This window comes from Paenibacillus sanguinis 2301083 = DSM 16941, from assembly GCF_000374825.1.
Taxonomy (GTDB): Bacteria; Bacillota; Bacilli; order Paenibacillales; family Paenibacillaceae; genus Fontibacillus; species Fontibacillus sanguinis.
Genome location: NZ_KB895376.1, coordinates 499,068 through 511,799 on the forward strand (window position 1 = coordinate 499,068; position 12,732 = coordinate 511,799).

The 12,732-nt window shown below is 48.8% G+C and carries 16 protein-coding genes; all 16 read right to left on the reverse strand.

What is annotated here, in order from left to right; genetic code table 11:
* Nucleotides 1-381: 381 nt before the first annotated feature.
* Complete coding sequence (locus C557_RS0102330; RefSeq protein WP_018750210.1) at nt 382-663, reverse strand: hypothetical protein; 282 nt, start codon at nt 661-663, stop codon at nt 382-384.
* A 16-nt stretch (nt 664-679) separates the two neighbouring features.
* On the reverse strand, nt 680-1,570 hold the full coding sequence (locus C557_RS0102335; RefSeq protein WP_018750211.1) for a pyocin knob domain-containing protein: 891 nt from the start codon (nt 1,568-1,570) through the stop codon (nt 680-682).
* Entirely contained in the window at nt 1,570-1,857 is a 288-nt protein-coding gene (locus C557_RS0102340) for a hypothetical protein (RefSeq protein ID WP_018750212.1), read from the reverse strand. Before C557_RS0102340 ends, C557_RS0102335 begins: the two co-directional genes overlap by 1 nt.
* Entirely contained in the window at nt 1,854-2,441 is a 588-nt protein-coding gene (locus C557_RS0102345) for a putative phage tail protein (RefSeq protein ID WP_018750213.1), read from the reverse strand. The genes C557_RS0102340 and C557_RS0102345 overlap by 4 nt, the downstream gene beginning before the upstream one ends.
* Entirely contained in the window at nt 2,434-3,513 is a 1,080-nt protein-coding gene (locus C557_RS0102350) for a baseplate J/gp47 family protein (protein ID WP_018750214.1), read from the reverse strand. Before C557_RS0102350 ends, C557_RS0102345 begins: the two co-directional genes overlap by 8 nt.
* Complete coding sequence (locus tag C557_RS0102355) at nt 3,506-3,904, reverse strand: DUF2634 domain-containing protein (protein ID WP_018750215.1); 399 nt, start codon at nt 3,902-3,904, stop codon at nt 3,506-3,508. The genes C557_RS0102350 and C557_RS0102355 overlap by 8 nt, the downstream gene beginning before the upstream one ends.
* Nucleotides 3,901-4,362, reverse strand: a complete 462-nt coding sequence (locus C557_RS22810; protein ID WP_026263256.1) for a DUF2577 domain-containing protein — start codon at nt 4,360-4,362, stop codon at nt 3,901-3,903. The genes C557_RS0102355 and C557_RS22810 overlap by 4 nt, the downstream gene beginning before the upstream one ends.
* A 5-nt stretch (nt 4,363-4,367) precedes the next feature.
* On the reverse strand, nt 4,368-5,324 hold the full coding sequence (locus tag C557_RS0102365; RefSeq protein ID WP_018750217.1) for an XkdQ/YqbQ family protein: 957 nt from the start codon (nt 5,322-5,324) through the stop codon (nt 4,368-4,370).
* 15 nt (nt 5,325-5,339) lie between these two features.
* A complete protein-coding gene (locus tag C557_RS0102370; protein WP_018750218.1) occupies nt 5,340-6,017 on the reverse strand; it encodes a LysM peptidoglycan-binding domain-containing protein in 678 nt (225 codons plus the stop codon).
* Complete coding sequence (locus C557_RS0102375; protein ID WP_018750219.1) at nt 6,014-8,026, reverse strand: rhomboid family protein; 2,013 nt, start codon at nt 8,024-8,026, stop codon at nt 6,014-6,016. The genes C557_RS0102370 and C557_RS0102375 overlap by 4 nt, the downstream gene beginning before the upstream one ends.
* A gap of 192 nt (nt 8,027-8,218) precedes the next feature.
* Nucleotides 8,219-8,638, reverse strand: coding sequence for a phage tail assembly chaperone (locus tag C557_RS0102380; RefSeq protein ID WP_018750220.1), 420 nt, complete (start codon nt 8,636-8,638; stop codon nt 8,219-8,221).
* 24 nt (nt 8,639-8,662) lie between these two features.
* Nucleotides 8,663-9,139 carry a phage tail tube protein gene (locus C557_RS0102385; protein WP_018750221.1) on the reverse strand — a complete coding sequence of 159 codons (477 nt, stop codon included), beginning with the start codon at nt 9,137-9,139 and terminating at the stop codon, nt 8,663-8,665.
* A 13-nt stretch (nt 9,140-9,152) separates the two neighbouring features.
* Nucleotides 9,153-10,481 (reverse strand): phage tail sheath family protein, encoded by a 1,329-nt coding sequence (locus C557_RS0102390; RefSeq protein WP_018750222.1) that lies wholly within the window; start codon nt 10,479-10,481, stop codon nt 9,153-9,155.
* On the reverse strand, nt 10,474-10,674 hold the full coding sequence (locus C557_RS0102395) for a hypothetical protein (RefSeq protein WP_018750223.1): 201 nt from the start codon (nt 10,672-10,674) through the stop codon (nt 10,474-10,476). Before C557_RS0102395 ends, C557_RS0102390 begins: the two co-directional genes overlap by 8 nt.
* Nucleotides 10,664-11,167, reverse strand: coding sequence for a phage tail terminator family protein (locus tag C557_RS0102400; protein ID WP_026263257.1), 504 nt, complete (start codon nt 11,165-11,167; stop codon nt 10,664-10,666). The genes C557_RS0102395 and C557_RS0102400 overlap by 11 nt, the downstream gene beginning before the upstream one ends.
* Before the next feature lie 922 nt (nt 11,168-12,089).
* Complete coding sequence (locus C557_RS0102410) at nt 12,090-12,449, reverse strand: hypothetical protein (RefSeq protein WP_154656108.1); 360 nt, start codon at nt 12,447-12,449, stop codon at nt 12,090-12,092.
* Nucleotides 12,450-12,732: the final 283 nt, after the last annotated feature.

Here is a 12,732-nt window from a genome sequence, read left to right on the forward strand (position 1 = left end):
CTTTGTCGGTTGTTGTGATTGCGGTTGTTGCCATGCAGGTTGTGGGTAGTTGTGGACAAAAACTGATAGGAGTTTGATGAAAGGAACAGCTAGTGTTCATCAGGCCGATGAGGAGATCAGTTCAATGTGAGATTACACAAAAACAGGCCGATCTTGGGGATTCCCCAGGAGCGGCCTGCGTGAAGTACGTAGTACAATCGTCATTCGTAGCGCTTTTGTGATGAATGTTAAAACCAGATTTCTGAATGTTTAGCATTCGGTAGGAGAAATTGCGTCTTTGAAAATCCTCACTCCAAACTTCTCCATATCCTGCGTCAATGGCAATCCTCAATGTTATCGCTATTTTGCACATAAAATACGCCTTACGGAGCGCCCTAATAGTTATTTTGCACCTATAACTGGCGGGTCTTCTACGTAATTATCTTGCAACCACTCCAACTCACAAACTCCAACCGTTCCGGTATTCGTTTTGTAGATAAACTGCCCGGGAGCGGCCACAATGGTGGTTGTACCGTTTTTTAGCGTAATGGATTGAAGATCACCTGTGTTAGAAAAGTCAACTGTGATACCCATACCTGTAAGCTGGATAATCGGCTGTATGGATGAAAAATCAATAAATTCATGAGCCTGTACGTAGTCTTTTGAACGAAACATTCTAATCATTTATACTTCCCTTCGATCAATAATATTCGATGACCTCAAATGAAACAGTTATTTCTAAACTTCTTACCGATTCTCCAGCTCCTTCGCTTGTCACAGTTACTGTAGTAGAGTCAGTAAGTGCAATACGCAATGCATAGTCATCGGGGTCAAAATCATTCTCACTTTGGGATGATGAAGTCGAAAAGCCTAACAAATTTAATGATGTTTTAGACATGTCAACAGCAGGAATAGTGACGGTAAATTGGCCGCCCCTAGTTTTTGTGTGCGTATACCTAGATACTCTTTTCACTCCACCACCCCCAAATATTTTCCAATTTGTCCATGTTCCACTTCTCATTTGCCTCCAATACGTAACTCCTGTATTAAAATTCGTTGCCCTCTGAAATCTCCAAGCTCCGGGGTTAGCAGAATGCACGATATTCTCGACATAATGCCATTCCGTACTTGGGGCATTAGCCATGCTGTACCCATCGTAAAAACCGTTTTCTGTGATGCTATTCAGATTGTTGGCAGACCGCGTAGCTCTCGGTAAGCTTGCGTTTATAGCATTGTTCTCCGCCCCATTCCACTTCCCCCGCTCTGCCGCCGTAATGTGCATGGTCGTATTGTTGGCATGTGTTGATAGGCCAGTACCTGCCTGTGCCGCTGCGGAATTGGCGGCGTTGGCCGTGTTTTGGGCGGCTAATGCTGCGTCATGGGCGGTTTTGACCGCTAACGGCGTGGCCGCCAGGGTCTCGCTGCTGCTGTTCGCACTGCTGGAGAGCTGCACAATCCCCGGAGTGGTCAGGCTAGCGGGCGGAATCTCAATGTTATCTACCTCGCTACGCAAATCATTGATCTCCTGCCCGATGTCGTTCATGTCCGCCGGCTTCACCGTGTCGGACATTTTCCAATCTGTCTTGGCCATCAGTTCACTACCTCCTTAACTTCTACCGTCTGCAGCATAAGCGTGTCCGACGATACCGGAACATTGACCTCATGGGTAGTCAGAATGCCATCTGCTGCATCCCGCAGCTCGACCCGTGTAATGACGGGAACGTTAGCGGCGGGAACAATATAATTGAGGGCTACCGTTGAATCAGTTACCGCTTTTTGCTCAAACTCGTTAATCTCGTAAGATTCATTCAAAACAACCTTGGCAATACGTGTATTAACATAGTTGGCGACCTCCTGCTTGAAAGATGCCGTGATCATGTAACTTCAACCTCCGTTCCAAATGTGGCAAAGGATTTCTCGCCTAGCTGCCATGAATCATCCAGCTTGTAGTTCCACACAATATCCCGCCGAACCAGATGCTCTTTCAGTCCAACCGTGGTATTAATAGAAGTGTTTTGCTGGTAAAGGATATTTGCGGGTTTGATGGCCTGCACGGTGTGCTGGACTTCCTTGAACAAGTTCGCATTTTCAATGTTGGTCGTCACATACAAAACAAAGCTCGGCGGATCTACCGAAACGATGGTCATACCCGCGCCTACCAACTTGTCCAGCTGTTCTTGCAGCCAGCGTACGGTAAAAGGAGGCTTCGTCCGGTAGCGGTTCAAAATGCGCTGCTTGCGGAACTCCAGGGTTTCCGTGGCCGGATCAGCTTGAATGCCCAGCATGCGCTCCCGGCGTTTGATCGCCTGAAGCCCCGCCGTCTTTACAAATTGGTCGGCAAATAGCTTCTCCACCGCTCCTTCCAATTGATCCAGCTCCATATCTTCCGTGTGGGCCAATTGGACAAAATCCAGCACCTCTCCGTAGTAATCAGGAAGATAGGGCAAAATGCGTTCAGGCATGAACGGTCACCGTCCCCATCTGCGGAATCTCGTCAGCCGCCAGTGTGAGATTCCCCGCTGCCCCGTTAAGCCTGGTCTCCGTCACATCAATGACCCCGGGAACCTGCAATATGGCAGCCTCAATCAAGGCCACCCGGACAATAATTTGCTCAGCGTGGGCCCAGCCTTGCCGCAACCCCAGCAGATAAGCGGTCATCGCTTCCTCTATTGGAGCCTGCACTTGGCCCGGGGTTGTCCCCGCAGCGAGTGTAATCGTTGTCGCCACGTCAATAGCAACACCGGCTGCGCCAGTCACCGTAACGATGTGCCCTATCGGTGCCGTACCATAGCCCTTGCCCTGGTTCATCGCAGGGTCTATAGCCGTTTGCAATTCGGCGAGAAAGGCTTCGGACGGCTGATCCCAATCGGAAGTGATCACGGTACACTTAACGGTGCCGCCGCCATTCCAGACCGGGAACACCTTGGTTGCTCCCACACCCTCCATCTTATTCAGAGTTTGCTCATAATCCGCTACATTGCCGCCAAAAGCCGGCTCGTTAATAATCTCGTAATACCGCAATCTCAAGGCCTCATCGGTCTCCTGATCCTCGCCGGGAATAATAACATCGGCTAGCTCTGCGTGAACGAGGTCAGGCACATAATCAATCGGCAGCAAAGCACCATATTGCTGATTGCCCTCAGTTCCCGGTGTTTCACATTCCAGTACCCATTCACCAACCGTAATTCGCGAGATGGCCGTATAATTCAGATCATTCAGCGAGAATCTGCTGCCGGGCGGAATATCGATGGGGGCATCCTGGGCTCCATAAAAACGTCCTCTTCGGCGGGCTTTCGTAGCCTGCTGCCGATCTACACCAAATTCAGCGGTGCGACGCGATAAATAATCCCCGCTAGCGGTATCCGCAAAGGACAGACCAAAGTTGATATCCAGCTCAATATACATCTGCGCCAGCTCGGCTGCCGCCGGTGCTAACGCATCGTAGATGATGCTCCCCTCCCGCTTGTCGATTGTACCCGGCACCCGGGACAACATCCGGGAGAGAATAGCTTCATAGGTTTCATGCTCATACATTCGTATTCACCTCCATGCGAAAATCACCATACACGGACAGTACGGTAAAGCTGACCTTCGCCTCATCTCCTTGCATTTCTACCCGGAACTCTGTAATATCCGAGATCCGTTCATCAGCCAGCAGCGCCTCGCGAATCCGGCGTCCTAACTCCAAACGCACAAAGTCGGGATTGCCTCCGAGCAGTCCCGCCCGCTCAAAGCCGTAGTCTCCCGAATAGATCAAATGGGCAAAACGCTCGGTATGCAATATTTTATAAACCGCCTGCCTTACCGCATCCAGTCCATCCACCATTCCCCCCATACGGCCTTGCCGCACATCCAGCTTGTAAGTCCGGCTTGGCTGCTCCACCGCAGCGGTGTCCGGCCTCAAGCTTCCTCCTTGTGGGATCATCCGCTCACCACCTTGTCCCATACGACGTATTTCTGGCCGCCTTGTATCCGAAGCAGCATCACATTGTCACCAACTTTCAACCCTTCACGGATGACGATTTTTCCGGGCAGTGCTTCCCCCGTATCGCCACCAACATAAGTGTGACTGTGACTTAATTCAATCGGGTCTAACAATGCATCCCCGGTTGCCGCGCCCTCGATCACATGGTTGTGTTTCAAATCGAGAGGGGATAGCAATGCGTTGCTGGTTACCCCTCCGTCGAATGTATGATGGTGCGTCAGATCCAATTCATAGCGGGTCATTTGCTGCGGAACAATCAAAAAATCCTGATCGATGGTAAACCGTTGATCGACCAGGATTTCCAGCGGAGCCGTATTCATGACTTTACCGAACAGCACAGACACCGGGCTGGACGCATCGACCGCCCCGACGCCAAGCTGACGGATTTTGTTCGCCAACCCCATTAAATCACCTTCAAATCTATAGAAGTGGTATATTCGCCCCCACGAAATTGGTGAGAGCACTCGTCAATCAGGAAGTCCTGATTCATCCCCAGGGTGCTGATGTTCACCCCAACCAGACAGCCCGCACGAAGCTGCGGCTGACCAAGCACATCGAGCTTAAGCCGCCGCGTCTCGCGGTTTTTCAGCTTTTGGAGCATGTCCAGCAGCTTGTTAATTTGAGCCGCATTCTGGTTGTCATCCACCTTATCGTAATAAATGAGCTTGCCCCATTTGGCGATATTGGCTTCATCCTTGGCTGCGTACACATTACGATGCCCGGTCTCCTTGTTGTCCTGCACCAGTTTGAAGTAGTTATACGTGTCACTGTCGATGCTCTGCTCATAGGAGTAGTTGTATAGCAGACTTTGATCACCCAGCAGCAAATTCAACTTCATCTCTTTGGCACAATCCCGTACGGCCAGTGCTCCGAACTCGTCATAAAGCGTATAGATAATACCGGTATTAATAACCGTTTTGTCAAAAGCTTCCGACAGGATATCCAGCAGCTTCTTCCCATCGCCCATCAGCGTTGGAATAACATACTTCGTATCCGTAATATGTCCCCATTTCAGGCCTACATCATCAGTGATCCGTTTCACGGCGGCTGCGGCAGTGATATTCTTGAACACATAAGTGTCTTTAGCGTTCAAGTAACGCATTTGGTCATAGCATTTGAGCGAAATTTCCTCACCCTGCCCGCGATTGACGGAAAAGACATATCCATAAAACAACGGAACTTCATCCCACTTCACGCGGACAATATTGCCGTTAGCCACGGTGATCTGCGTGGAGGCAATCATACGGAAATCGAGACTTCCTGGCTGAATAACCCGCGTGGTTTTCCAGGTTGCTTCTGTGACCAGCTCGGATATATCCCAGACCGAGCCCAGCGTATCATCCAGTAAAACTTGCAGCATACGACTCACCTCTTCTCATGGCAGCTTCAACACCTTGCCGACAGGCAACCGGCGCAGTTCACTGTCCTGAATGCCGTTGAGCTTTTGTATTTCTTTGTAGCGAGCACCGCTGCCCAGCACCTTCTGCGCTACCTTCCACAGGCTGTCGCCGGATACCAGCGTATAGGTTTTCGGCTGTACTCTGGTATCGGGCCGGGCTGGAGCATTTGTTGCCGCCGGAGCAGCCGCGGTTGCAGGCCCCCCCGGCTGTTCTATTGACGTCTTCTTTGCGGCATAAAAGCGGTACTCCTTTAACTTCAAGGTATAGCTGATATCGCCAACCGCCCCGCCTGATTCCGAATACGTAAAGCTCTCAATGCTCACCGGCAGATTAAGATTTAGTGTGGAGCCGATAAAGGTCAGGCGAATCGGCTTCTGGTAAGATAGCCAGTTCTCCAATGTTTTGTAATAATCCACGGGTTCACGAAAGACACCTCGCTCCTGTCCGCTTACATATAGGGGGCGTGCCGGGAAAATACCGGAGAACGAGATATCCAGCAGCTTATGTCCCGTTTGCACCTGAACCTCGCCAAGCTGGGAGATATCATAGCTTTTGCTGTTGCCGCTTTGGTTCACTTCAATTTTCTCAGGGAGCACCGGTAAAAAAATCTTTTCCTCCCCATTGTTATAGGACAGCATTAATGTATAGCTCATGCATACACCCCCGCTGCGCTGTTGGCGATATCTTCTTCCAATACCTGTTCAATTTGCGTCACGATCGTGTGAATGTCGACTTCCTTGGAGACCGGCCCTGTGTTGACTGTCACCGTTGGTGTCAGCGTAGTAAAGTTCTGAATAGCAGTTACCTCTGCCAGTTCACGCATCATTTTGAGGTCTTCCGAAGAAATATCCACCGTCTCATTAATGCGATCTACACTGCCGACTTGACCAACGTTCCCGATTTGAGAAATATTCATGCCTGGCTGAGTTCCTAACTGGGTTCCTAGCTGAGCTGCATCCTTGGTACCTGGGCTGCCTGGGAGCATCTCTTCCTGATTATTTCCAAGCTTGGATTTTGCCGAATCGAGAAAATCCGTTCCCTTACTCACGAGGTTCTTCCCAGCCTGGTTGCCTTGATTAAAGGCTCCTAGTATATCCTTGGTTTCCATTCTACCCAGTTGAGTCGACTCGCCTGGAGCCTCCGGAGCTACCATACTGTCCAGCTTAACTCTGAGCTTATCGCTCAACATATGCATGTCGGGTTTCTTAAGTAATGAAATGACTGAAATATTAGAACCTGTCAGTTTATTGAACCCTTCAATGAGTAAATTAATGCCTCCAAGGGCTCCATTCACCGCGTCCAGGATGATACTCACAAATCCGCTGGCAAAATCCTCTGCTGCTAGGAGCATTTTATACATGTGTTCGCCAAAGAACAGTCCCATATCAAAGATAAACTTCCTAATGTTATACATCGAATTTTCAAAAGTATTGATTAGAAATTCTGCAAGGGAAATCCATAAATTGATGCAGATAGCAACGTAGTTATAAATAGTAGCATATAAGCCATAAAATAAGCCCACAACAAAGCCAACGATAGACTCCACAGACACTCCAAACTGGATGAGAGCCCCAATAATTAACCCAATGGCAGCTACAACCAGCAGAATAGGCCAATTCACACCTAACCAAGCAATAGCCTGTGCGACCACCGGAGCCACCATGGCCCATAGCATGACGCCCAATGCAGCTAGTGCTACTCCCATTCCAATGAGTATCATGTTCGCAGAGGAGCCACCTGAAGTTAACGAGCCTACAAAGGAGGCAACCCCTGCCATGGCATCACCCAAAAGGGAGCCCACAAAGCCAAAGGCTGCGCCTACTCCACTCATGAACTGATTGAACGCTTCGCTGTTCAGCATCCCTAAGAGTGAGTCAATCGCCGGACCCAGAGCGGTCAATCCTTGCTGTCCTAAAGAGGCTAATTGGAAATTAAAGCCATCCACTACGCTCTTCCATTTCACGGCGGGTGAATCTAACATCGTATCAAATGCAGCCTGCGTAATTCCCTGCTTGTTCAGCAGCGTATCCATCGCCGCAATCATGCCGTTAATATCTCCCGCGTTGGATGCGGTGGATAACGAGGCCTGATCTCCCGCCTTAAATTGGTAATCCTCCCCCAAGGACTTGCTATCGCCTGTCATCAGCTTGGATAGCGCATCGGTGGCCCCTGTTAATCCCTTGTCAGGATTTAATTGCGACATACGCATCGCCAGCATGTTCAGTTGCTCCAGCTGGGCCGGGTCGGTGGTGCTGGCCATGAACCCCTGCGTTCCTGCCAAAGCAGTCTTCACATCCTGACCATATTTCAGAGCCTGCGCTGCTGTTTGATCAAAGATGGCCTGTCCTTCGCCCGAGCTTCCGGCTCGAAGGGACATGTTGTCCAAAACAGATTGTTGATCCGCACCATCTTTAAACATACTTCCCAGAATTGCACTGCCTGACTTCGCTATTTTCCCAAGTGCCGGACCATTAAAGATGTCCATGAATGCATTCGCCTTCTTGGTTGAATCCTCCATGGTCTTATTTAGCTTGGTCTGGGCTTGATTGATATTATTAACTTGTTGAAACACAATATTTGAATTAGCAATAGCTACATTCTGTTGCTGAAGATAGGTTTGAAAAAGCGTATTTTGTTGAAGCATTAAATTAATACTTGCCAAGGTTTCACCTTCTTTCCTGGCAGGAAATTCACTTTCTCTTCGCTGCTTTCTTCTCCGTCTTGATGATCTCCTGGATCATCGCGACCAAAGCCGCCTTCTGCCTGATGCCCAGGGCAGCGAATTCCCATGGCATCAGGTTGAAGCGGTTTAAGGCAAAGAGGGCGCAGGTCGTCTCCCCATCGCCCTCGTCGATTAGTTTTTTACCTCGTCCGCCAGCTCATTAATGCTCTTGTCGAAGCCGTTAATTTGTTGCACCTTCTGCACCAGCGTAGCGTATTCACCCGGCAGCAGCATCTTGCGCAGACATTGATCGGCGCCCATCACCTGATAGGATTGCTGAAGCTCCGCGTTCTTCAAATCAGGGAACACCACGCTGGCGACCGCCAGCTTGGCCAAATACTCATCTGTATTGGTCTCGTAGCTGACTACACCCTTATCCTTCACCTTGCGCTGGCAGGATTTACGAATGGTCTCGTTCTCCTCCTCCGTCATGCTGCGGAGCCGCCAAGGCACGGCAGCTCCATGCTCATCTTTGAACCGATCGGAAACGACGACTTCCTCCACCTGTCCGGCGGCGGCATTTTGGGCAAAAAAAGCAGTTAATGCACTCATTCGTGAATCTCCTCCTGAATTGGTTTAGTTGCTTGGCTGAACGGTGCCAAACGATTCAATAATGTCGTAATCCTCAAAGGTAAACGGAATTTCTTCATCAAGCATGTCGTCAGCCGTCGCATCAAATTTAGCCGCGATAATGCTGTCGATGTTGCAGCCGCGCAGGAATACCGTCTGTTTGCCCGCAGCGCTCCCCGGCTGCTCATTGGTGATCATCAGGTCGAACCAGAAGTCCGTCCCGTTTTTGACATAATCCTGCATCAGATTACGGAAGAAGGAAGAAACATAATAAATCGTCAGCGTCCCCGTACCCTTCCAACCCGCTGAACGTTGGGGTGTGCTGGTTCTGCCCAGGGTTGGCACGTCTACCTTGGTCTTCTCAATCGTAGATTCCAGCGTTTTGGCATAAAACAATTCTTCCGTACGTCCGTCGATTTTGATAAATGCCTTGGCTTGCTTGCCACTTACCGCATCCTTCACATTAAAAAAAGAGCCTGCCATGATTTCATCCTCCTTAGTTGACCGTCACGGTCATGTAGATTTTTTCGATGCTGTCCACCGGCTGTACGTTCAGGTTGATCACGACGGCATCGCCTTCGTTGCCTGGCAGCACTTCAAGATCGCTCTCCGCATCGAAATTCTGGATCGCCCCAATGCCCTGCAAGCTGCCGAGGTAGCTCAGCACTTCGCCCTTCAGCAAATTACGGCCATCCGCATGGTTGCCAATTTTGCCCAGGTAACTCGAAGCAAAGGTCCGTTGCAGATCACGCGCAATCGTATCCAGCACCCGAACCACGCGGTTTTTGCTGAAATGCTTGGCTTTTTCCGGCGTAAAGGTGGTCAGCGTATTGATATCCTGCTGGATTTGCACTTTGCCGTTTGAGGCCGTAAGCACCAGCTCCCCGTTTTGCAGCGCCTGGATCATTTCACTATAGGTCAATTTAGGCGATACGTCCGCTGCATTCGGGATTTCCGTATACGTAAGGGATTCGTTGACATTGGCGGCGGCCTCCATGGCGGTAATTTCCCACAGCAGATAGATAGGCTCCACGGTTACGCCATCTGTCGTAATGATGCTGTTCTTCAAGCTGATAATCCCTTCGTAATTGGCTTGAGAATGGTTATAAAGTACGGTAACGATTTTCTTGCCCTCTTGCTCACGCAGGCGCTTCGTATAAGCTACCGCCAGCTGCTTGATTGCCGCATCATCCGTTGGCACGCCCAGCACGTCGAACTCTTCGGCTTCCAAAGCTGCCAGCGCTGCCGTCCATTCTCCATTGCTTACCGGACCATCCACACCGCCCGCAAGCGCTGTTCCGGCCGTCTCCGTCAATTCCCCGCTACCGGTAAAGGTAACGAAATCGTTGTTCGTCAACTCTTCAATAGAGCCTGCGATTTGCGCGTCTACTTCTTCGCCTTCCAGCAAAGTGCGCACTTCATAGCGATTTGGCTCATCGACGCTAGCTTGTACAATCATCTGCAGGTCGTTACCACGCGTACCACCGTAGTTGGCCGTAACGGTCAGTTCACCCACCGTAGCCTTGGCCTGCTCAGCATCCTTGGCGCCAAGCCGATAAATGAGCACTCGGCTGGCATGAGCCATAGCGGCTGCGATATGACGGATTCTGGCATCGGCTGCTCCAAAGCCCAGCAGCTTCTCTGCATTTTGCAGGAAGGATTCCGCCTCCAATTGGATTACTCCCTCAGGACCCCAAGGCAATGGTGTCGGAAAAGCAGCCACCCCTCGTTCCCCCACGGTACCCACTGCACGGGCCGCCGATTTAAAGTTGATATATGTCCCCGGCGATACTTTATTTTGCGTTGTCCATGTGCCATTAGCCATGTTTCTTCACTCCTCTTTGAATAAATGATTGCACGGCCTGCTCCGCTTGAGCCGCCGTATAAACAGCCTCATCCGTCAGTGCGACGTGCAAAATATCCTTCTCCACACCACTGAAACGGTTAGCTGCCAGCAGCTGTGCCTTGGAAAAGGTCCGCTGCACAGGCTGGTCCGCCTTTTTTTTCTTAAACACCATTTTTAAGCTCTCCCTCCTGCCGGAGCGTTCCCATCTTGATCTCTTCGCTGGCCTGCGACCAGACAATTTGAGTAAATGTCAGCTGCACAAGCAGCCGCCCATCCTCCTGCCACTGTGCTGCCAGGGCCGCACCCGACATCAGACCATCGCCTGTGCCAAAATCAGCCAGCAGCTCATACAGGCGCTCCGCCATCTCATAGGTAGAAACCCGGCTATTGGCCCCGCCTGGGACGAAGTGTACTTCAAGCGAATGGGTTCGCTTGTACCTGCGATGGAGCTCACGGCTCTGCTCCGACTTCGCCAGTTGTACGAACAAGTAAGGTCCTTCCGCGTCCCCAGGCTGCTTCTCCGTATGCACGGGAATCTCCGGGATACCGGTAGTGAGCACATGAGCCAGGCTCTGTACAACGTCATTCAAAGTCATCTGTGTCAAAATAAACTCCTCACCTGCCTTCCATCTCGCTTGGCATTTGCTCTCCCCGCCTGGCTCCAAATATTTCACTCCCATTTGTTCTGTGAGGGACCTCGACTTGCCTCATGCTAAGGTCGCCCTTCCTCTATAGCGCCTGCCTTGGTTCTATGAACCGATGCAAGGGGTCCCGCCAACACAAACAGCCGGTCCAATACCTGGAACCGGCGAGAAAGCAGCAGGGCCGTGAAAGTCTCATTCACGGCCCTGCACAAGCTATATGTTGTTGTATCCTTCTTCTTCTACACTATCATTGTATCGCGGAATTCCGGCCGCCATCGGCCTATAAACGGACAAGCACAGGCCACAGACCGGACAGGGAGAGGACAGATAAAGGGGATGGGAACAATCCCGGCGATTACATTGAGTCTGATTGTTTTGAAATTTTGGAGATAAGTTACAAATCCATTGATTTTAGTTGGTATAATTGCAGTAATTATTCTGATAAGCAGACTTCTTTAACCTAAGTTCAACTGATATAGGTAAAAAATCGATCATGCTACCGTCCAGAACACCTTGAAAACTATTTATTTTCTAAGAACGATCTAACAATGTAATTTAAAAATAGTAATATCTCTATTACTAACAGCGGATAAAACCACATGTATTCTCTTTCGAATACTGTAAGTGATATTCCTGAAATAGTTATCAAACAAGCATTTTCAAAATTATGTTTTTTAAATCTCTGCTTACTATATCGAAAAATTAGCACTCCAAAAATAAATAGATGCAAAAGACGACTGAGAACTATTAACATTATCCTTCCCTCCAATACAAAAGACATAATGGTAAGTAACTATTACCATTATGTCTAAAAATAATTCTACTTTCATCTTAGAGTCGTTTTACATAATCATATGCGTCAGCTACACGCATCGTTGCTATAATAGTGACTGTATTGAGATACTCCTCCAGTATCAGCAGCGAGAGTCATGGCGCCTTCATTTTAATCTACTAATTTGCCATTGAGATAAAGTTTATTATCAGAAATTCTAAAATTATTTGTCTTCGTTCCATCAGCAAATTTAGTTTGATATTTTGGAATAGCTTTGAATTTAGGTACTAGTTCATAATCATTTTTTTCTGTTACAGAAAACAAAACATCCTTACCTTGTTTTGAAATAGTCACGGTGGTGTCTCTAACAACAGTACCGAGAAGACCTCCTTCAGAAGTGTAAAGTGACTTTGTTTTACTCGTGATTTTACTTTGAAGTTCAACTTTTGCATAACTTTCTGCAGCGAAACTTGTGCTACTTACTCCGAATAATAAAGCTGTTGCAATCAAACCTGAAATCCAACTCTTCAATTTCAAATTGATCTCCCTTTCCACATACAAAATTTTATTACAGGGCAATTATATAGTTGTAATATTTAGGAAAATAGATATAAAATACCTAATTTAGGTTATAAAATAAATTTTGAGCATGTCGATTTGTGATGAGGATATTTTACTAACCGGGCAGGGAGAGAACCGATGAAAGCAACGGCGAAGGTTTAGCAAATAGATATCCTGTCTAATATAATAAAAAATAGCATAATTGACACATAGGACTGACCACGATATATTCTAAATACATTTATTTGCTTTA

Coding starts and splice junctions, on each gene's coding strand:
- C557_RS0102370 (WP_018750218.1), bottom strand. CDS start 6,017: ATGAGCTATACATTAATGCTGTCCTATAACAATGGGGAGGAAAAGATT.
- C557_RS0102385 (WP_018750221.1), bottom strand. CDS start 9,139: ATGGCAGGCTCTTTTTTTAATGTGAAGGATGCGGTAAGTGGCAAGCAA.
- C557_RS0102355 (WP_018750215.1), bottom strand. CDS start 3,904: ATGATCCCACAAGGAGGAAGCTTGAGGCCGGACACCGCTGCGGTGGAG.
- C557_RS0102395 (WP_018750223.1), bottom strand. CDS start 10,674: ATGGTGTTTAAGAAAAAAAAGGCGGACCAGCCTGTGCAGCGGACCTTT.
- C557_RS0102350 (WP_018750214.1), bottom strand. CDS start 3,513: ATGTATGAGCATGAAACCTATGAAGCTATTCTCTCCCGGATGTTGTCC.
- C557_RS0102380 (WP_018750220.1), bottom strand. CDS start 8,638: ATGAGTGCATTAACTGCTTTTTTTGCCCAAAATGCCGCCGCCGGACAG.
- C557_RS0102330 (WP_018750210.1), bottom strand. CDS start 663: ATGATTAGAATGTTTCGTTCAAAAGACTACGTACAGGCTCATGAATTT.
- C557_RS0102390 (WP_018750222.1), bottom strand. CDS start 10,481: ATGGCTAATGGCACATGGACAACGCAAAATAAAGTATCGCCGGGGACA.
- C557_RS0102340 (WP_018750212.1), bottom strand. CDS start 1,857: ATGATCACGGCATCTTTCAAGCAGGAGGTCGCCAACTATGTTAATACA.
- C557_RS0102335 (WP_018750211.1), bottom strand. CDS start 1,570: ATGGCCAAGACAGATTGGAAAATGTCCGACACGGTGAAGCCGGCGGAC.
- C557_RS0102345 (WP_018750213.1), bottom strand. CDS start 2,441: ATGCCTGAACGCATTTTGCCCTATCTTCCTGATTACTACGGAGAGGTG.
- C557_RS0102365 (WP_018750217.1), bottom strand. CDS start 5,324: ATGCTGCAAGTTTTACTGGATGATACGCTGGGCTCGGTCTGGGATATA.